Raw genomic sequence first — 18271 nt, 5'->3', positions numbered from 1 at the left:
GCTCAGTCTCGTTCGGTGGAAGGTTTGACGTTCTGCATCACGTAGAACTTCGCCACGCGTTCGCTGCTTTCCCACCCGATCGACGCGCCGCGCGGCACGAACAGCGCGTCGCCGGTACCGAGCGACTGCACGCTGCCGTCGGGCGCCGCGAACCGGACGCCGCCGTCCAGCAGGAACATGAACTCGTTCGCGCGATGCGGCCGGACGATCCGGTGATATGGCGTCGAATCCCAGGTGCCCGCGCAGTACCCGGCGCCGTCGTCGGTGAACACGTTGTCGCTGCGGCATTGCGGCGCGGGGCCGAGCAGCGCCTCGGCCGGCAGCGTGGCGGACGGCTTGAAGTCGGCGTCGGCGCGCAGCTCGAAGACGCCGCGTTTCGTCGGTTGCGCGCACGCTGCCGCGCAGAACGTCAGCAGTACCGGCGATTGCGCGACGATGCGCAGTGCGGTGCCGGCGCCGATGACGGCGCCTTGGCCCGGGCCGACCACCAGCGGCGCGGCCCCGGCCGCTTCGAGCGTCAGCTCGCCCTGGATGACGGCCAGGGTTTCGATGTGCGGAAAGCTCGCCACGTCCAGTTCGCCGACGAAAACGATCCGCCCTGCGGCCATCGCGTCGGGGCCTTCCCACGCCATCTCGCGATGCGACGCGAACGGATCGCTCGCGCCGAACGCCTGCTTGCGGAATGCGGTGGAAGACGGTGCGCCGTCGGCGCGGTGCAACACGAAAACTGCGGTCATTTCTGCTCCTGTGCAGTGCGTGACGGATTCGTTCGAAAGCGGTCACGCGATATCGGAAATCGTCGTTCGCCGGCGCTTGCGCCGGACATCCTCAGCGGGGCATGTCGTCCATGCGTGCGCTTACGCCGCGTGACACGACGCTTCGCGGCGTTCGGCGCGCACGCGCGTCGATGGCGTTCGCACTGGCGCGCCGCCCGTTCGGGCGACCACGTAATCGCGCGGCGTGATCCCGAGCACGCGCCGGAAATGCCGGCACAGATGGCTCTGATCGAAGAAGCCGACGTCGGTCGCGACGACCGACGGCGCGAGACCGGCGCGCAACAGGTCCTGCGCCCGCCGTATCCGTACGAGACACAGATACCGGTGCGGCGACAGCCCGGTTTCGCTGCGAAAACGCGCGGTGAAACGCGACACGCTCAGCCCGGCCACCGCCGCGAGCGTATCGAGGTTCAGCGGCTGCGCGAACGATGCATCGATCGTGCGCAGCACGTCGCCGATCGCGGGCGACACGGGCTGCGCGCCACGCGGCGAGCCAACCGAGCCAATGAATTGCACTGTCATATCGAATTCTCCCGGCGCTCGCTTCAATGCAGGAAATCCTGCATCCGGTAATACGCGCCGACGAGCGGCAAGAACCACGCGTGCCCGAAATGGCCCGGTATCGCCGGCCATTCGAGCTCGCGCCACGGGTTCGACGCGGCCGCGCCATACAGCACGTCGGCCATCACGCGGCCCATGTGCACCGACATCTGCACGCCGTGGCCGCTGTAGCCCATCGAGTAATAGAGGCCGTCGTGCTGGCCCGCGCGCGGCAGCCGGTCGGCGGTGATGTCGACGAGCCCGCCCCAGCAGTAGTCGAGCCGCACGTTCGCCAGTTCCGGGAAATAGCCGGCCATGCCCGCACGCAGGACGTCGCCGCTTTTTGCATCGGAGCGCGGGCTCGACATCGCGAAGCGCGCGCGGCCGCCGAACAGCAGCCGGTTGTCGGGCGTCACGCGGAAGTAGTTGCCGATCTGGCGCGACGTGACGTATGCGCGTCGATGCGGAAACAGCCGGTTCAACTGCGCGTCGGGCAGCGGCTCGGTCACGACGATGAAGCTGCCGACCGGCGCGATGCGTCGCCGGAACCACGCGAACGGCCCGTGCTGCGATGCGCCGGTCGCGACCAGCACGCGGTCGGCGACGATCGTGCCGCGGGCGCTGGTGATCCGGTGGCGCTCGCCGTCCAGCCGGTCGAGCTGCGTGACGGCCGCGTGCTCGTACACGCGGGCGCCGGCACGCACGGCCGCTTGCGCGAGCCCGACGCCGAACTTGCCCATGTGCATCTGCGCGCCGTTGCGCTGCAGGAGCCCGCCGTAGAAACCGTCGGAGCCGACTTCGTCGCGGATGCGTGACGGCTCGATCAGTTCGATGTCCGGATCGACGTCGCGCCGCAATGCGTTGAAGGTCTTTTCGAGCCCCGCGAAATGCTGCGGCTTCGCGGCGAGCTTCAGCTTGCCGGCTCGCCGGAAATCGCAGTCGATCGCGTGGTCGGCGACGATCGTCTCGACGCTCTTCACCGCGCTTGCGTAAGCGCGGTAGAACGCTTTCGCCTGCTCGACGCCGATGCGCGCGGCCAGCGACGCATAATCCTGCGCGACACCGGTATTGCACTGGCCGCCGTTACGGCCGGACGCTTCGCCGGCGACCTGCGCGGCTTCGAGCACGACCACCGACACGCCGCGCTGCGCGAGCGCGAGTGCCGCCGACAAGCCGGTGAAGCCGCCGCCGATCACGACCACGTCCGCACGCCCTTCGACCGGCCCTTCGCTGCCGGCGCGAAACGCGGGACGGGTGTCCAGCCAGTACGATTCCAGTTTCATCGAATTCTTCTCGCGTATTCCGGCGACGACGATCGGCGACCGTCCAATGAGAATCATTTAATCAGCATCAAAAAGCGCAGTTGCCGCGTATTCGCGCGCGCCACACGCGTCATTTGCCGTTTTTCCCGCCTGCCGCAGCACACTATGCGCAACGTCGAGCGCCGGCGCGGGCGGGGGCGATGAACGAACGACGGCGCGCACTACAGCCGGACCGGCTGCACCGTCGTGCCGCCTGCCGGCACCGGCTCCGGCTCCGCCTGGAAGCGCGCGAGATCCTCCTCGCTGCGATGGCACAGCACCTGCGCGCCGTTGCCGAGCGTGCGCAACGACGGGGCCGTGCGGTTGCACACGCCGTCCACGCGCATCGCACAGCGCGACAGGAACGGACACAGCTCGGCCTCGTTCTCGCGCTCGCCGATCGGCACCAGCGGCCGATGGCAACGCTCGGTCGCATCGTCGAGCCAGCCCGCGCGCAGCTCCGGCGCGGACGACACGAGCAGATGCGAATACGGGTGATAAGGCGGCGCGCACAGCGCGTCGCGGCTGCCCGTCTCCACGCGGCGGCCTGCATACAGCACGACGATGTCGTCGCTGATCGCGCGCACCTTCGCGATGTCGTGCGTGATGAACACGTACGACACGCCGAGCTTCGCCTGCAGGTCGCGCAGCAGCTCGATGATCGCGGCGCCGACCACGGTGTCGAGCGCCGACGTGACCTCGTCGCACAGGATCAGGTCGGGCTCGGCCGCGAGCGCGCGCGCAAGGTTCACGCGCTGCTTCTGCCCGCCCGACAGCTCGCCGGTACGCCGCGAGGCGACCGCCGGCGGCAACCGCACGAGTTCGAGCAGCTCCGCGACACGCTGGCGTGCACGCGCGCCCTTGATCCCGTGATAGAACGCAAGCGGCCGCGCGAGCGTGCGCTCGACGGTATGCACCGGATTGAGCGCGGTATCGGCGTTCTGGAACACGATCTGCACGCGGCGGTGCTGCTCCTTCGTCCGTTTGACGATATCGCGCGCGAGCGGCTCGCCGTCGAGCAGGATCGCGCCGCCGGTCGCCGGCACGAGGCCCGCGATCACCTTCGCGAGCGTCGTCTTGCCGGAGCCCGATTCGCCGATCACGCCGACCGTCTGCCCGCGCCCGATGCGCAGGTCGACTTCGTGCAGGATCACCTTCGCGGGCCAGCCTTTCGCGGTACGGCCGCCGTAGCCGGCGATCGCGCCGCGCACCTCGAGCAGCGGCGCCGGCGCGGCCGGCTCCTGTGCTAGCGCCTGCGCGTCGCGTTCGGCATCGTTCGGCGTGACCGCCGCGATCAGGCTCTGCGTGTACGGGTGCGCGGGCGCATGCAGGATCTGTTCGGTGTCGCCCGCCTCGCGGATCACGCCGTCGCTCAGCACGACGATGCGATCGGCCATCTGCGCGACCACGGCCAGGTCGTGCGACACGTACACCGCACTCATCCCGTAGCGCCGGATCACGTTCTTGAACGCCTGCAGCACGTCGATCTGCGTGGTCACGTCGAGCGCGGTGGTCGGCTCGTCGAGGATCACCAGCTCCGGATCGGTGATCAGCGCCATCGCGGCCATCAGCCGCTGCAGTTGACCGCCCGACACCTGGTGCGGATAGCGCTTGCCGATCGTCTCCGGCTCCGGCAGTGCGAGCGCGCGGAACAGCTCGACCGCCTTCGCCTGCGCGTCGCGCTTCGTCAGCGTCTTGTGGATCAGCGCGCTCTCGATCACCTGGTCGAGAATCGTGCGCGACGGGTTGAACGCGGCGGCCGCGCTCTGCGCGATATACGCGACCTTGCGGCCGCGCAGCGCGGTCAGCGCCTCCGCGGAAAGCGTGCACACGTCGGTGCCGTCGAGCTTCACCGAGCCGCCGGCGATCCGGCATCCGGCGCGCGCATGGCCCATCAGCGACAGCGCGATCGTCGTCTTGCCGGAGCCCGATTCGCCGATCAGCGCGAGCACCTCGCCGCGCCCGATCTCGAAGTCGACGCCGTGGACGATCGTCGTTTCCTCGCCGCCCGGCCGGCCGCCGACCACGCGCAGCCCGCGCACCTCGACGAGCGGGTTCGATTCGTGTCGCATCAGTGTCCTCCGGCGGCGCCGGCCGCGCCCTTGCGGCGGCCGCGATGCGGCAAGCCGTCGATCAACAGGTTGACGCCCACCGTCAGGATCGCGATCGCGACCGCGGGCATGATCGCGACGGCCGAGCCGTCGCCGAGGCTCGCGATGTTCTCGCGCACGAGCGAGCCGAGGTCCGCATACGGCGGCTGCACGCCGAGCCCGAGAAAGCTCAGGCCGCTCAGCAGCAGCACGACGAACGTGAAGCGCAGCCCGGTGTCGGCCAGCATCGGGTGGATCATGTTCGGCAGCATCTCGACGCACGCGATGTACAGCGCGCTTTCCCCGCGCGCCTTCGCCACCTGCACGAATTCGAGCGTGCTGATGTTGACCGCCAGCGCACGCGCGATCCGGTACGAGCCCGGCATGTAGCTGACCGCGGCGGTGAGCACCAGCAGCGGCAGCGACGAGCCGAACGCGGCGACGAACATCAGCGCGAACATCTTCGACGGAATCGACGTGAGCGCGTCCAGCAGCCGGCTCATCGTCTCGTCCACCGCGCGGCCCGACACGGTCGCGAGCAGCCCGAGCGTCGTGCCGGTCACCGCGGCGAGCAGCACCGCGGCGAGCGCGAGCAGCACGGTCAGCCGCGTGCCGTACAGGATCCGGCTCAGCATGTCGCGGCCGAGAAAGTCGGAGCCGAACGGCAGCTTCGCGCTGAACGGCGCGAACACGTCCGGCGTGACGATCGTGCCGACGTCATGCGGCGCGATCAGCGGCGCGAACACCGCGACGAACAGCATCAGGCCGGCCATCGACAGGCCGACGCGGCCGCCGGCGGTCAAGGCGATGCGCACGGCGCGGCGCTTGCGCGGCTGGTCGGGCGCAGGCGCGGCAGGCGGCACGCTGCCCCGCCCCACGGGCGGGTCGCCGGAGGGCGGCAGCGCGCTGCTGCGTTGTACGGGTTCGATCGGTTGCATGGGCGGCATCTCGGAAGGAAGACGAAACACTCAGGTGCGCAATCGCGGGTTCGACACGATCGAGCACAGGTCGGCGAACAGCACGAGCGTCAGGTAAGCGACGCAGAAGATCAGCGTGCACGCCTGGACCAACGGGAAATCGCGGTTGCTGACGGCGTCGACCATCAGGCTCGCGAGGCCCGGATAGTTGAAGATCGTCTCGACGACGATCACGCCGCCGAGCAGATACGACAGGCTCAGCGCGATCGCATTGGCGATCGGGCCGATCGCGTTCGGCAACGCATGGCGCAGCACGACGCGTGCGGGGCTCGCGCCCTTGAGCACGGCCATCTCGACATACGACGCACTCAATTGCTCGATCACCGCGGCGCGCGTCATGCGTGCCATCTGCGCGATCACGACCGCGCACAGCGTCAGCACCGGCATCGCGTACGCACGCAGGAAATCGTGCAGGCTTTCGATCGGGCCGCTGTACGACAGCGCGGACAGCCAGCGCAGCTTCACCGCGAACACGAGCACGGCGACCGTCGCGATCAGGAATTCCGGCGTCGCGACGAGCGACAGCGTGCCGAGGCTGATCACGCGGTCGATCACCGACTCGCGCTTGACGGCCGCGAGGATCCCGAGCAGCAGCGCGATCGGCACCGACACGGCGGTCGTGATCGCCGCCAGCGTGAGCGACTTCGGCAGGCGCCCGCCGATCAGCTCCGACACCGGCATGTCGCCGGACAGCGACCGGCCGAAATCGCCGTGCAACAGGCCGGTGAGCCAGTGCACGTAACGCACGTGCGCCGGCATGTCGAGACCGAACTGCTGGCGCAGCGCGGCGACCGTCTCCGGCGTCGCCGACTGGCCGAGCGCGGCCTGCGCGGCGTCGCCCGGCAGCAGGTTCGTGATCGTGAAGATGATCGCGGACACGATCAGCAGCGTCAGCGCGGTGACCGCGATGCGCCGGCCGATCAGCCCGATGAGAATTCGGTTCATGGAGAAGCACTCCTGAAAAGCCCGCGCGTGGCCGGCGCGGTGGCCCGCACCGGCCGCGCGACGGCGGCCAGCCACAACGTCATGCGTTCCACCACACGTTCTCGGCGAACGTGAAGCCCATCATCGGCCCGGTGGGGATCGAGCCGAGGCCCGCGAGCCGCTTGTCGTAGCCGTCGAGGAAGCTGATGAACGCCGGAATGCCGACCCGGCCCTGCTGCGCGACGATCACCTGCATGTCGCCGTACATCTGCTTGCGCTTCGCGTCGTCGGTTTCCGAGCGCGCGGCGAGCAACAACTGGTCGAACTTCGCGTTCTTCCAGCCCGACTCGTTCCACGGCGCATCCGACTTGAAGAACTGCGTGAACAGCACGTCGGCGCTCGAGCGCGGGTTGATGTTGCCGAACGTGAGCGGGTGCTTCATCCAGTGGTTCGACCAGTAGCCGTCGGGCGACGCGCGGTTGACCTGCAGGTTCAGCCCGATCTTCTGGCCGGCCTGCTGCAGCAGCACGGCCATTTCGATCGACCCGTTCGCGTCGGACGTCGCATAGATCGGCGGCAGCGTGGCGCCCAGCGCACCGGCCTTCTGCAGCAGGAACTTCGCCTTGTCCGGATCGTGCGGCCGCTGCGGCAGCGACGCGTTGAAGTAGCGGTGCCCCGGCGGAATCGGCTGGTCGTTGCCGATCACCGAGTAGCCGCGGAACACCGCGGTGCGGAGCTGCTCGCGATCGAACAGGTACTTCATCCCTTCGACGAAATCGGGACTCGAGACGATCGGGTTGTCGCTGCGCATGATCAGGTCGGTATAGAGGCCCGACTTGGTCTCCTTCAGCGCGTAGCCCGGCGTCGACGAGACCCGCTGCGTCGAGCGCGGATCGATCGCGTTGATCAGGTGCACGTCGCCCGACAGCAGCGCGTTCAGGCGCGCGGCGCTGTCGCTGATGCCGATCAGCTCGATCTCGTCGAGATACGGCTTGCCCGGCTTGAAGTAGCTGTCGTTGCGCACGCCGACGGTCGACACGCCCGGCTTGAACGACTTCAGCTTGTACGGGCCGCAGCCGATGCCGGTCGAGAAGTCGGTCGTGCCGTCCTTGACGATCACGAGCTGCGGCGTCGCGAGGATCACCGGCAGATCGGCGTTCGCGCTGGCGAGCGTCAACGTGACTTCGTCGGGGCCGCTCGCCTTCGCATCCGTGAACTGTTCGGCAAGCGTCTTGACCTTCGACGCGGTGGCCGGGTTCTTGTGGCGCATCAGCGAAAACACCACGTCGGCCGGGCCGACCGGCTTGCCGTCGTGGAACGTGACGCCCTTGCGCAGCTTGATGATCCAGGTCTTCGCATCGGTCGTCTGCAGCGATTCGGCGAGGTTCATCTGCGGCGTCAGGCTCGCATCGAGCTGCGTGAGGCCGCTGTAGAACATGAAGAAGCGGGTATAGTCCGCGCCCGTCGAGCCCTTGGCGGGGTCGAGCGTATCGGCCGTCGAGCCGGCTTCGTTCGCGACCCGGATCTTGCCGCCGCGCTTCGGCGCGGGCGCGGCGAACGCGGCGCCGGGGGTCATCAGCAGTCCGCCGGCGCCGGCGGCCATCATGCCGCTCGCCGCCATGACCTTCATCATGTCGCGGCGCGTGAAGCCGCCCTTGCCGCCATTGTCGATATCGTCGCTCATCCGAACTGCTCCTGACTGTGGAAAGTGGGGTCTTGGGTCCAGCGTGGTTGTTCAATCCCGCCGCACCCGCGTGCTGGTGGCGGGCGCGGCGTCGTTCACATGCAATTCATTTAAGCATCGCCAAAATGCCGGTTGTCCCGATTCGGGCCGCCCTCACGATACGAATCGACCGTTTTGGGTGGCCTGCGCAGCATGATTTGCTGCGTGCACTCCGGCCGGTTTCGCCGCGCCGATCCGACGCGCATCCCGCACGCATGCGGTGCATCGGCGCAGCCGGCGCGTGCGGGTCGATGTCGGCTGATGTCGACTGATGTCGCCCCATACCGGCTGCGTGCCGATGCGCGGCGGCCCACCGCGCGCGGCAGGTGCCTGTGAAAGTTCAGAGGATTGGTCGCGGCCTCGATGCGTCGAAACGTGGAGCCCGACGGCGCGGTGCAAGGCGCGCACCCGTGTGCGCCGCTGCGGCGCCGGCCGCATGGGCGGGTTTTCCCGTCGCGCGGCCGCCCGGCAGCAGGCCGCGCGACGCACGCCGCGCAGCCGACGTACTGCTTACAGCCCAAGCTGCGTCGCGAGCTGGCCAATATCCGACACTTCGTAATAGTTGTAGAACGGCGTGCCCGGCTCGTGGCCGCGGTTCACGAACGCCTTGTGCCTGATCCCGAGATCCTCGGCCGTCATCAGGTCGTAGCGCAGACTCGACGACACGTGCAGCACGTCCTCCGGCTTGCAGCCGAGCTTGTCGAACATGTACTCGAAGCCCTGCATGCGCGGCTTGTACGACTGCGCCTGCTGCGCGGTGAACACCGCATGGAACGGCGCGCCGAGCTTGTCGACGTTGCTCATGATCTGGTCGTCCATCGCATTCGACAGGATCACCAGCTTGTACTTCGACGCCAGCCGCGACAGCCCGGCCGGCACGTCCGGGTGCGGGCCCCAGGTCGGCACCGCGTGATAGAACAGCTCGGCCTCGGCTTCGTCGAACGTCACGCCGAGCCGCGCGCAGGTGCGACGGACCGAGTTGACGACGACGTCACGGTACGGCTTCCATGCGCCCAGCACCTCGTCGAGCCGATAGGCGGCGAACGCGCGCACGAAGGCCTCCATCGTGGCCGGCGACAGGCGGTCCGCATAGATTTCGCGCGCCGTCTCGGCCATCCGGAAATGGGTCAGCGTGCCGTAGCAGTCGAAGGTGATGTACTTCGGTTCAAACTGGATCATGGTCAGGTCCTGTCGGTGTGAAGCCCCGGCAGGGCCGGGGATGGGCTGGGTTTAACGAAATTGAATCAGGGCAAAAAGTCGTGCGCGCATCGTTCGGCGCCGCTCAAAACGCACAATCGCCGCAAGTTGCCCGGCGCATGCAGCACGATCTGCGGTGCGATCGGGCGCGGCGCGGCTGGGCGGGGCCGGCCGGTGGCCGCCGTGCTGCCGCAGCGGGCTCGCCTACCGTGCGGCCCGCCGGCAGGCGGCAGCGCCGCCGTGCATGAATCGTAGTGGCGTTCGCACAGCACGAGTGGCGGGATTGACCGGCCGCGCCGGCACGATCCGCGCGTTCGTCCGCGTCGATCGAACGGGTTTGCATCGATCTCGCGGGCGCGCCCGTCAGCGGCGGAAAACAGGCGAATCGTCCTATCCGCGCCGCACCCGCGCTGGCAGAGTGAATGCGTCATTTCCACCCATCCGGAGTCCGGCGTGTCCGACCTCAACCCTTCCCGCACGCTCACCTATCGCCCGTTCGCCGACACCGACCTGCCGGCCGCCCATCGGCTGTCGGAGGCGGTCAAATGGCCGCACCGGCTCGAGGACTGGCGCTTCGTGCTCCAGCTCGGCGGCGGCATCGTGGCCGAAGACGAGACCGGCGTCGTGGGGACCGCGCTGGGCTGGCGCCTCGGCGAATCGCACGCGGCGCTCGGCATGGTGATCGTGTCGCCCGAGCGCGCGGGCGGCGGGATCGAGCGCGAGCTCCTTGCCCGCGCGCTCGACGGCTTCGGCACCCGCACCGTGTTTCTGCATGCGATGCCGGGACGCGAGCCGCTGTACGCGGCGTTCGGCTTCGCGCCGATCGATACGATCAACCAGCATCAGGGCGCGGCGTTCCGGCCGCCGCTGATCTCGCTGCCGCCCGGCGAGCGCCTGCGCCCGCTCGGCACCAACGACGGGCCGCGCCTCGCCGCGCTCGCGTCGCGCGCGGCCGGCTACGAACGCGGCGCGGTCACCGACGCGCTGCTCGACGTCGCGAACGGCATCGCGCTCGATCGCGACGGCGAACTGCTCGGCTTCGCGCTGTTCCGCCGCTTCGGCCCGGGCCACGTGATCGGCCCGGTGATCGCGCCGGATGCGCTGCGCGCGCAGGCGCTGATCAGTCACTGGCTCGCGCTGAACGAAGGGATGTTCGTGCGGGTCGACCTGCCGAGCGACAGCGGGCTGTCCGACTGGCTGGACGGGCTCGGGCTGCCGCGCGTCGATACCGTCGTCGCGATGGCGCGCGGCACGACGCCCGCGCGCGACCCGGCGCTGCGCGCGTTCGCGATCGTGAGCCAGGCGCTCGGCTGAACGGGACACACGATGAGCTTTCTCTACAAGGCCGACCCGGTGCGCGGCGCGCAGTGGGCGGCACGCTTCGCGCAACAGGCGCCCGATCTGCCGTTCCGGATCTGGCCGGACCTCGGCGACGCCGCGGCCGTCCGCTATCTCGCCGCCTGGCAGCCGCCGGACGATCCGGTCGCGCTGTTGCCGAATCTCGAAGTCGTGTTCTCGGTCGGCGCCGGCATCGACCAGTTCGACCTGTCGCGCGTGCCCGCACACATTCCGGTCGTGCGGATGATCGAGCCCGGTATCGTCGAAGGGATGGTCGAGTATGTGACGCAGGCCGTGCTGACGATCCATCGCGACCTGTTCGACTATGCCGCGCAGCAGCGCGAGCAGGTGTGGCACGAGAAACCGGTGCGCGCGGCCGCGTCGCGGCGCGTCGGCGTGCTCGGGCTCGGCACGCTCGGCCAGACCGTGCTCGACACGCTGCGGCGCTTCGGTTTCCCGTGCGCCGGCTGGAGCCGCACGCCGCGCACGCTCGACGGCATCGACTGCTACGCGGGCGACGCGGCGCTCGACGCGTTCCTGGCGCGCACCGACATCCTGATCTGCCTGCTGCCGCTGACCGACAGCACGCGCGGACTGCTCGGCGCACGCGTGTTCGATGCGCTGCCGGCCGGCGCGTCGCTCGTGCAAGTCGGGCGCGGCCCGCAGCTCGATGAAGCCGCGCTGCTCGCGGCGCTCGCGAGCGGCCGCCTCGACAGCGCGATCCTCGACGTGACGGATCCCGAACCGCTGCCGGCCGGCCATCCGTTCTGGAACCATCCGCGCATCCGCATCACGCCGCACATCGCCAGCGCGACGCGGCCCGACACCGCGGTCGACGCGGTGCTCGCGAACCTCGCGCGCCATCGCGCGGGCCAGCCGATGATCGGCGTCGTCGATCGCGCGCGCGGCTACTGACGTCCATGTCCGGCCGCACGGGGCGCGCAGCAGAAAATGCCGAAGCGCCCCGCACAAACGCCGCGCGCATACGTTTCGGGCCGCAAATTGAAGACGCATCCGGATTTCTCGCCCGTTAGCATGAACTCACCGCTGACACCTGACGAGAGTCCCGCCTTCCCATGAAACAAGCCGCGCTGATCGAAGCCGATCGTCAACACCTGATCCACCCCGTCGTCAATTACCGTGCGCACGAGGCGCGCGGCGTCACCGTGCTCGAATCCGCGGACGGCGTGTTCCTGCGCGACGCCGCGGGCCACACGCTGCTCGACGCGTTCTCGGGCCTGTGGTGCGTGAACGTCGGCTACGGCCGCGACAGCATCGTGAAGGCCGCCGCCGACCAGTTGGCGAAGCTGCCTTATGCGACCGGTTATTTCCATTTCGGCTCGCAGCCGGCAATCGAACTCGCCGAACGGCTCGCCGCGCTCGCGCCGCCGTCGCTGAACCGCGTGTACTTCACGCTCGGCGGCTCGGACGCGGTCGATTCCGCGATCCGTTTCATCACGCACTATTTCAACGCGACCGGCCGCCCGTCGAAAAAGCACATGATCGCGCTGGAGCGCGGCTATCACGGCTCGTCGTCGATCGGCGCCGGCCTCACCGCGCTGCCGGCGTTCCATCGCCATTTCGACCTGCCGCGGGCCGATCAGCACCACATTCCGTCGCCCTACCCGTACCGCCATCCGCTCGGCGACGATCCGCAGGCGCTGATCGCCGCGTCGGTCGCCGCGCTCGAAGCGAAGGTCGCCGAACTCGGCGCGGACAACGTCGCCGCGTTCTTCTGCGAGCCGGTGCAAGGCTCCGGCGGCGTGATCGTGCCGCCGGCCGGCTGGCTGAAGGCGATGCGCGATGCGTGCCGGCGCCTCGGCATCCTGTTCGTCGCCGACGAGGTGATCACCGGCTTCGGCCGCACGGGCCCGCTGTTCGCCTGCGAGGCCGAACAGGTCGATCCGGACCTGATGACCGTCGCGAAGGGCCTGACGGCCGGCTATGCGCCGATGGGCGCGGTGCTGATGTCCGACGAAATCTACGAAGGGATCGCGGGCGACCGCGCCGATTCGCCGGTGGTCGGCCACGGCCATACGTATTCCGCGCATCCGGTCAGCGCGGCGATCGGCCTCGAGGTGCTGAAGCTCTATCACGAAGGCGGGCTGCTCGCGAACGGCCAGGCGATGGCGCCCCGCTTTGCCGCGGGCCTCGACGCGCTGCGCGCGCATCCGCTCGTCGGCGACGCGCGTTCGGTCGGCCTGCTCGGCGCGCTCGAACTGGTCGCCGACAAGGCGCACAAGACGCGCTTCGACCCGGTGCTGAACGTGCCGGACAAGATCGCGGCCGCCGCGTACGCGAATGGCGTGGTGTTCCGCGCGTTCGGCGACGGCGTGCTCGGCTTCGCGCCGGCGCTGAGCTTCACCGCGGGCGAGTTCGACCTGCTGTTCGAACGCGTGCGCAACACGCTCGACGACGTGCTGGCCGATTCGGGCGTACAACGCGCGCTCGATGCCGCGCACGCACAGCCGGCCTGACGGGCCGAGGGAAAGCCGGGCTTGTGGCGGATATCTTTCGACTCTAAAGTAACCGGACATTCCATTTTTCCGACTCCCGACGCACGTGAACATGACGGACAGCAAGCTGGATCGCATCGACCTGCGCATCCTCTCCCAGTTGCAGAAGCGCGGCCGCATGACCAACGTCGAGCTGGCCGATGCGGTCGGGCTGTCGCCCAGTCCCTGCCTGATCCGCGTGAAGCGGCTCGAGAAGGCCGGCTACATCGGCGGCTACGGCGCGCACATCCAGCTCGAGAAACTCGGCGACGTGCAGGTCGTGTTCACCGAAGTCACGCTGGCCGACCATCGACGCGAGGATTTCGACCGCTTCGTCGCGGCGATCCGCAACGTCGACGAGATCGTCGAATGCCACCTCGCGAGCGGCGGCTACGACTATCTGCTGAAGTTCATCACGCGCAGCGTGAGCCATTACCAGACGATCGTCGAAGGGCTGCTCGAGCAGAACATCGGCATCGAGAAGTATTTCAGTTACGTGATCATCAAGTCGCCGTTCGTCAAACGGCACTACCCGCTCGAATCGCTGTTCGGCGAACGTCACTGACGCACCGCGCGCGGCACCCGCGAATACGGCAGCTTCGCTGTCCGTACGGGACAGTCGCGCGCCTGCCGCGCCGCCGTCGCCGCCGAACCGCTTCATCCAAGGACCTGTCATGCCGCTTACGCTGTCCCGAACCGAACTCGTTCGCACCGCCAACCTGATCGACGGCGCCTGGCGCGATGCGCTCGACGGCCGCCGCTTCACCGTCACCGATCCGGCCACGCTCGACACCGTTGCCCACGCACCCGACAGCGGCGCCGCAGACGCACGCGCAGCGACCGACGCGGCGGTACGCGCACTGCCCGCCTGGCGCGCGACGCCCGCTCGCGACCGCGCGGCGATCCTGCGAGCATGGCACGCGGCGATCGTCGCGCATACCGACGATCTCGCGAAGCTGATGTCGCGCGAACAGGGCAAGCCGCTCGCGGAAGCGCGCGGCGAGGTCGCGTACGGCGCGTCGTACGTGCTGTGGTTCGCCGAGGAAGCGACGCGCACGTACGGCGACATCATTCCGCAGCAGCAGCGCGGCAAGCGGCTGAGTGCGGTGAAGGAGCCGATCGGTGTCGTCGCGGCGATCACGCCGTGGAACTTCCCGCTCGCGATGATCGCGCGCAAGATCGCACCGGCGCTCGCGGCCGGCTGCACGGTCGTCGCGAAGCCGGCGGAGGACACGCCGCTCACCGCGCTCGCGCTCGCGTTCCTCGCGCAGGAAGCGGGCGTGCCGGCGGGCGTGCTGAACCTGATCACGGCGTCGCGCGAGCGCGGCATCGACGCGGCCGCCGACTGGCTCGCCGACAGCCGCGTGCGCAAGATCACGTTCACCGGCTCGACGGCCGTCGGCAAGCTGCTCGCGCGCGATTCGGCCGCGACGCTGAAGAAGCTTTCGCTCGAGTTGGGCGGCAATGCGCCGTTCATCGTGTTCGACGACGCCGAGCTCGATGCCGCGGTCGACGGGCTGATGGCGGCGAAGTTCCGCAACGGCGGGCAGACGTGCGTCTCGCCGAATCGCGTGTACGTGCAGGCCGGCGTTTACGATGCGTTCGCGCAGAAGCTCGCCGCGCGCGTCGCCGCGTTGAAGGTCGCGCCGGCGACCGACCCGGCCGCGCAGATCGGCCCGATGATCAACGCGCGCGCGGTGGACAAGATCGCGCGTCACGTCGGCGATGCCGTTGAACGCGGCGCGCGCGTGCTGGCGGGCGGCAAGCGCCTGACCGAGCTCGGCGCAAACTATTACGCGCCGACGGTGCTCGCCGACGCCACCGCCGACATGCAGCTGACCTGCGAGGAAACCTTCGGCCCGATCGCCGCACTGTTTCGCTTCGATACCGAGGACGAAGCCGTCGACGCCGCGAACGACACGCCGTTCGGGCTCGCCGCGTATTTCTACACGCAGGACGTGCGGCGCATCGCGCGCGTGTCGGCACGGCTCGAAACGGGCATCGTCGGGATCAACGAAGGCGCGCTCGCAAGCGAGGCCGCGCCGTTCGGCGGCGTGAAGGAATCGGGCTATGGCCGCGAAGGTTCACGCTATGGGCTCGACGATTACCTGTCGATCAAGTATCTGTGCCAGGGCGGGCTGGACTGAGCCGGCGGACGCGCGCCGTCCGCGACGACGGCATTGCGCTGCCCGGCCGGAAAGCGCACGTTGAAACAGGAACCGATCGGTCCATATCATGCGTTCCATTCCTGAACACCGCATCGTTTGCGAAACCGATCCGGGCGAGCGCTGCGGATCGGCTGCCCACTGACTGATATCGGGCTCACTACGCGGATGGGGAGACGCCCTGCGTCGAGAAACAACCGCTTGACGCTTCACAGCGCTTGGCGTTCTCGACGTTCGTACGTCAGGTGGCCAGCCGTTTTCGACTCCTCAACTTCCGAAATGGCATCCCGGTTGCGCCGATCCTTTCCGTGAATCGATGCCAGCAACGATGCGAGGACGATCAGCCCGCCGCCGATCGATGCGAGCACGGATACACGTTCTCCAAGCCATGCACATGCGAACACGGCACCAAAAACCGGCTCGCTGCCCATCAATAGCGCGACGCGTGTCGGGGTGCTGCGACTGACCGCGTAGTTCTGCACAAAGAACGCAAACAACGTGCAGCCGACGACCAGGTAAACGACGATCATCCAAAAAGTTTCATTTCCGGCGAATGCAGGCAAGGGCTGCCATTGCGACCTCGCGACGCTCACGGCGAGCATGGCGCAGCCAAGCGACACGACGCCGGATTGCACGGCCGTCATTGCCAGTGGAGACACGGCCTGATTCTGCATGACGCGTTTCGTTGCGCACACGTTGATCGCGCGTAACAGCGCGGCAAGTACCACCAGCGCATCACCCGGTGTGAAATGGAATCGCCCTCCTCCGAGCAGAAAGGCGCCCAGAACGGAAAGTCCGGTTGCCGCCCACTCGATACCGCGCGGCATGCGTCTGAGCCATGCCCATTCAACCAGCGGCGTCATCACCACGCACAGGCTGATCAGAAACGCAGCGTTCGAGGCGGTCGTCATCCCCACACCGAACGTCTCGGCCAAGAAAATCCCGAGCAATACGCACCCGGCACCGACGATCCTGCCCCACTGAGAAAGCGACAACCCGCGTATCGACCACAGGGATGGCGACAGCAGCACGAACGTGATGCCGAAGCGCAACGCCAAAAGAGCTAACACCGGGTAGACGACCAATGCGCTTTTCACCACGGCATAGCTGGTGCCCCAGATAAAAGCCACGACAAGCAACAACAGATCGGCAGATATATTGAACCGGAAGCGCATGACGAATCTCCCACACGAAAGATCCGCATTGTCCGGCAGTGCACCGACAGTGATAATCCGGTCGAAGCGAACAAGTTTTGTGCGTCTCGCGCATAAATTGAACGGACATCCCGCCTACCTTTGCTACCCCCATGACACCGACCGAACTTCTCCCGTTGTTGCCGGATCTCGCTGCCTTCGCCCAGGTGGTCGAGGCCGGTAACTTCTCGGCAGCCGCGCGGCCGCTTGGCACGACACCTTCGACAGTCAGCCGTCAAGTGCAGCGGCTTGAACGAGCGCTGGGCGTGAGATTGTTCGAACGCTCGACCCGACGCATCCGGCTGACGGAGTCCGGCATGCAAATCTATCGTTACTGCAGGGACATGATGGAGGCAGCGTCCGGAGCCGTCGACGCGGCAAGCCAGCTGACAGCGCAGCCACGCGGCCGAGTCAGCATCGGCGCGCCGATTTCGCTAGCGAAGAGCCTGATTCACCCGAAGATTCCAGGATTCTTGCGCGCCTACCCGGAAGTAGAGGTCAAGGTCATATTTGACGACCGCGATCTGGATCCGATTCGTGATCATGTCGATCTCGTCGTGCGGCCAACCCCGAAACCGCCACAAGGCCTTGTCGCAAGACAACTCGGCACGGTACGGTGGATGCCGTGCGCCTCTCCCGGCTATCTGCGTGCACGAGGTATGCCCGTCGTTCCAGACGATCTTGCGCAGCATGATTGTCTATTTCTCGGCGATGCACCGGACGACAATCGGTGGACGTTCCGGCAAGGTAACCAAGTAGAGACCGTCGATGTCAAAGGACGCTATATCGCGAATGATGTGAGTGCACGGCGTGAGGCTGCACTGGACGATTGGGGCGTGGCAAGCCTGCCGGAGTTTGCGATAGGGGACGATCTCCGCGCCGGCACGCTGGTACACATCCTGCCCGAATGGCTATTCGAGCCGCGCGCCTACAGCGGGCCAGTCTGGCTCCTGTATCCGCCGAATCGGCTCCTTCCGCCGAAAGTTCGAGCGTTAATTGACTGGCTCGTCGAGCAGTCCGGTTGCCCACTCGACTGAGTCCGCACGCCGAAAACCCCAAGCATGTCAGCGAGCAACGCTGGCCCTGCCTTGTTTTCACGTAAAGCACGTCATGCAGCGGCGCCTAGGGTTTCCTGTCGTGCACCATCCGGAGAAATTGCCACACATCCATATTCAGCGGCTTTCCGGTTGCCAAATCGTCTTTCACGTACTGACACACGCGTTCAGCACGTTCCTGTGCGAGCTCGCCAGTATCGAACAGAATGACATCGTCTGCTTCAGGACGAACCTGAATCTCCCAGCCTTGGAAACCGGGTAAGTGGACGTACAACTCCCCGCTTCCCAACTCGGCAACCACGAAGAATTTCTTGACCAGCATTCCTTCGTCGTTTTTTGTCCGGCCGATACGGAACACTTCGTTGGCGACTTCGACTTTCACAACGTTCTGCATCATTGCAATTGTTACCGGATAAACACCCCAAAGAAGCTGGCGGGTCTATTGAGCAACACTCATCTCAAGACTCGTGATCGATTCGTGGAAGCGGCCGAAAAGT

16 protein-coding genes are annotated in these 18271 nt (G+C 67.5%); 6 read left to right on the top strand and 10 right to left on the bottom strand.

The window, feature by feature from the left end; translation table 11 throughout:
- Positions 1-2: 2 nt before the first annotated feature.
- The 8 genes from CFB45_RS33215 to CFB45_RS33180 all read right to left on the bottom strand — a co-directional run bounded on the left by CFB45_RS33215 (position 3) and on the right by CFB45_RS33180 (position 9510).
- Positions 3-737, bottom strand: a complete 735-nt coding sequence (locus CFB45_RS33215) for a cupin domain-containing protein (RefSeq protein ID WP_089429377.1) — start codon at positions 735-737, stop codon at positions 3-5.
- Between the two features lie 120 nt (positions 738-857).
- Entirely contained in the window at positions 858-1298 is a 441-nt protein-coding gene (locus CFB45_RS33210) for a helix-turn-helix domain-containing protein (protein ID WP_089429376.1), read from the bottom strand.
- A gap of 23 nt (positions 1299-1321) precedes the next feature.
- On the bottom strand, positions 1322-2599 hold the full coding sequence (locus tag CFB45_RS33205) for an NAD(P)/FAD-dependent oxidoreductase (protein ID WP_089430090.1): 1278 nt from the start codon (positions 2597-2599) through the stop codon (positions 1322-1324).
- Between the two features lie 200 nt (positions 2600-2799).
- Positions 2800-4689 carry an ABC transporter ATP-binding protein gene (locus tag CFB45_RS33200; RefSeq protein ID WP_089429375.1) on the bottom strand — a complete coding sequence of 630 codons (1890 nt, stop codon included), beginning with the start codon at positions 4687-4689 and terminating at the stop codon, positions 2800-2802.
- Complete coding sequence (locus CFB45_RS33195) at positions 4689-5645, bottom strand: ABC transporter permease (protein WP_089429374.1); 957 nt, start codon at positions 5643-5645, stop codon at positions 4689-4691. Before CFB45_RS33195 ends, CFB45_RS33200 begins: the two co-directional genes overlap by 1 nt.
- A 30-nt stretch (positions 5646-5675) precedes the next feature.
- Positions 5676-6629: an ABC transporter permease gene (locus tag CFB45_RS33190; RefSeq protein WP_089429373.1), complete on the bottom strand. Its 954-nt coding sequence runs from the start codon at positions 6627-6629 to the stop codon at positions 5676-5678.
- 79 nt (positions 6630-6708) lie between these two features.
- On the bottom strand, positions 6709-8292 hold the full coding sequence (locus CFB45_RS33185; protein ID WP_089429372.1) for an ABC transporter substrate-binding protein: 1584 nt from the start codon (positions 8290-8292) through the stop codon (positions 6709-6711).
- Positions 8293-8841: 549 nt separating this feature from the next.
- On the bottom strand, positions 8842-9510 hold the full coding sequence (locus CFB45_RS33180) for a haloacid dehalogenase type II (RefSeq protein ID WP_089429371.1): 669 nt from the start codon (positions 9508-9510) through the stop codon (positions 8842-8844).
- Positions 9511-9981: 471 nt separating this feature from the next.
- Here CFB45_RS33180 and CFB45_RS33170 point away from each other — a divergent pair, with 471 nt between their 5' ends.
- From CFB45_RS33170 to CFB45_RS33150, 5 genes are all read left to right on the top strand, one after another.
- Entirely contained in the window at positions 9982-10842 is an 861-nt protein-coding gene (locus CFB45_RS33170) for a GNAT family N-acetyltransferase (protein ID WP_089429369.1), read from the top strand.
- 12 nt (positions 10843-10854) lie between these two features.
- A complete protein-coding gene (locus CFB45_RS33165) occupies positions 10855-11781 on the top strand; it encodes a 2-hydroxyacid dehydrogenase (protein WP_089429368.1) in 927 nt (308 codons plus the stop codon).
- 161 nt (positions 11782-11942) lie between these two features.
- Positions 11943-13343: an aspartate aminotransferase family protein gene (locus CFB45_RS33160; RefSeq protein ID WP_089429367.1), complete on the top strand. Its 1401-nt coding sequence runs from the start codon at positions 11943-11945 to the stop codon at positions 13341-13343.
- A gap of 91 nt (positions 13344-13434) precedes the next feature.
- Positions 13435-13926, top strand: a complete 492-nt coding sequence (locus CFB45_RS33155; RefSeq protein ID WP_006749694.1) for an Lrp/AsnC family transcriptional regulator — start codon at positions 13435-13437, stop codon at positions 13924-13926.
- A gap of 109 nt (positions 13927-14035) precedes the next feature.
- Complete coding sequence (locus CFB45_RS33150) at positions 14036-15508, top strand: NAD-dependent succinate-semialdehyde dehydrogenase (protein ID WP_089429366.1); 1473 nt, start codon at positions 14036-14038, stop codon at positions 15506-15508.
- A 227-nt stretch (positions 15509-15735) separates the two neighbouring features.
- Here the strand turns inward: CFB45_RS33150 and CFB45_RS33145 are convergent, their stop codons facing one another.
- Positions 15736-16701, bottom strand: a complete 966-nt coding sequence (locus CFB45_RS33145; protein WP_089429365.1) for a DMT family transporter — start codon at positions 16699-16701, stop codon at positions 15736-15738.
- Positions 16702-16832: 131 nt separating this feature from the next.
- Here CFB45_RS33145 and CFB45_RS33140 point away from each other — a divergent pair, with 131 nt between their 5' ends.
- A complete protein-coding gene (locus tag CFB45_RS33140) occupies positions 16833-17756 on the top strand; it encodes a LysR family transcriptional regulator (RefSeq protein ID WP_089429364.1) in 924 nt (307 codons plus the stop codon).
- An 85-nt stretch (positions 17757-17841) separates the two neighbouring features.
- Here CFB45_RS33140 and CFB45_RS33135 read toward each other — a convergent pair whose 3' ends face one another.
- Positions 17842-18171 carry a hypothetical protein gene (locus CFB45_RS33135; protein ID WP_089429363.1) on the bottom strand — a complete coding sequence of 110 codons (330 nt, stop codon included), beginning with the start codon at positions 18169-18171 and terminating at the stop codon, positions 17842-17844.
- Positions 18172-18271: the final 100 nt, after the last annotated feature.

It is taken from the genome of Burkholderia sp. HI2500 (assembly GCF_002223055.1).
Lineage (GTDB): Bacteria > Pseudomonadota > Gammaproteobacteria > Burkholderiales > Burkholderiaceae > Burkholderia.
Note: the sequence above shows the minus strand (reverse complement) of the source record. Positions and strands in the feature narration are given on the sequence as shown.

Excerpts from the sequence above, each read along its gene's own strand:
- CFB45_RS33215 (WP_089429377.1), bottom strand. The coding sequence starts at position 737 with ATGACCGCAGTTTTCGTGTTGCACCGCGCCGACGGCGCACCGTCTTCC.
- CFB45_RS33210 (WP_089429376.1), bottom strand. The coding sequence starts at position 1,298 with ATGACAGTGCAATTCATTGGCTCGGTTGGCTCGCCGCGTGGCGCGCAG.
- CFB45_RS33205 (WP_089430090.1), bottom strand. The coding sequence starts at position 2,599 with ATGAAACTGGAATCGTACTGGCTGGACACCCGTCCCGCGTTTCGCGCC.
- CFB45_RS33200 (WP_089429375.1), bottom strand. The coding sequence starts at position 4,689 with ATGCGACACGAATCGAACCCGCTCGTCGAGGTGCGCGGGCTGCGCGTG.
- CFB45_RS33195 (WP_089429374.1), bottom strand. The coding sequence starts at position 5,645 with ATGCAACCGATCGAACCCGTACAACGCAGCAGCGCGCTGCCGCCCTCC.
- CFB45_RS33190 (WP_089429373.1), bottom strand. The coding sequence starts at position 6,629 with ATGAACCGAATTCTCATCGGGCTGATCGGCCGGCGCATCGCGGTCACC.
- CFB45_RS33185 (WP_089429372.1), bottom strand. The coding sequence starts at position 8,292 with ATGAGCGACGATATCGACAATGGCGGCAAGGGCGGCTTCACGCGCCGC.
- CFB45_RS33180 (WP_089429371.1), bottom strand. The coding sequence starts at position 9,510 with ATGATCCAGTTTGAACCGAAGTACATCACCTTCGACTGCTACGGCACG.
- CFB45_RS33165 (WP_089429368.1), top strand. The coding sequence starts at position 10,855 with ATGAGCTTTCTCTACAAGGCCGACCCGGTGCGCGGCGCGCAGTGGGCG.
- CFB45_RS33160 (WP_089429367.1), top strand. The coding sequence starts at position 11,943 with ATGAAACAAGCCGCGCTGATCGAAGCCGATCGTCAACACCTGATCCAC.
- CFB45_RS33155 (WP_006749694.1), top strand. The coding sequence starts at position 13,435 with ATGACGGACAGCAAGCTGGATCGCATCGACCTGCGCATCCTCTCCCAG.
- CFB45_RS33150 (WP_089429366.1), top strand. The coding sequence starts at position 14,036 with ATGCCGCTTACGCTGTCCCGAACCGAACTCGTTCGCACCGCCAACCTG.
- CFB45_RS33145 (WP_089429365.1), bottom strand. The coding sequence starts at position 16,701 with ATGCGCTTCCGGTTCAATATATCTGCCGATCTGTTGTTGCTTGTCGTG.
- CFB45_RS33140 (WP_089429364.1), top strand. The coding sequence starts at position 16,833 with ATGACACCGACCGAACTTCTCCCGTTGTTGCCGGATCTCGCTGCCTTC.
- CFB45_RS33135 (WP_089429363.1), bottom strand. The coding sequence starts at position 18,171 with ATGATGCAGAACGTTGTGAAAGTCGAAGTCGCCAACGAAGTGTTCCGT.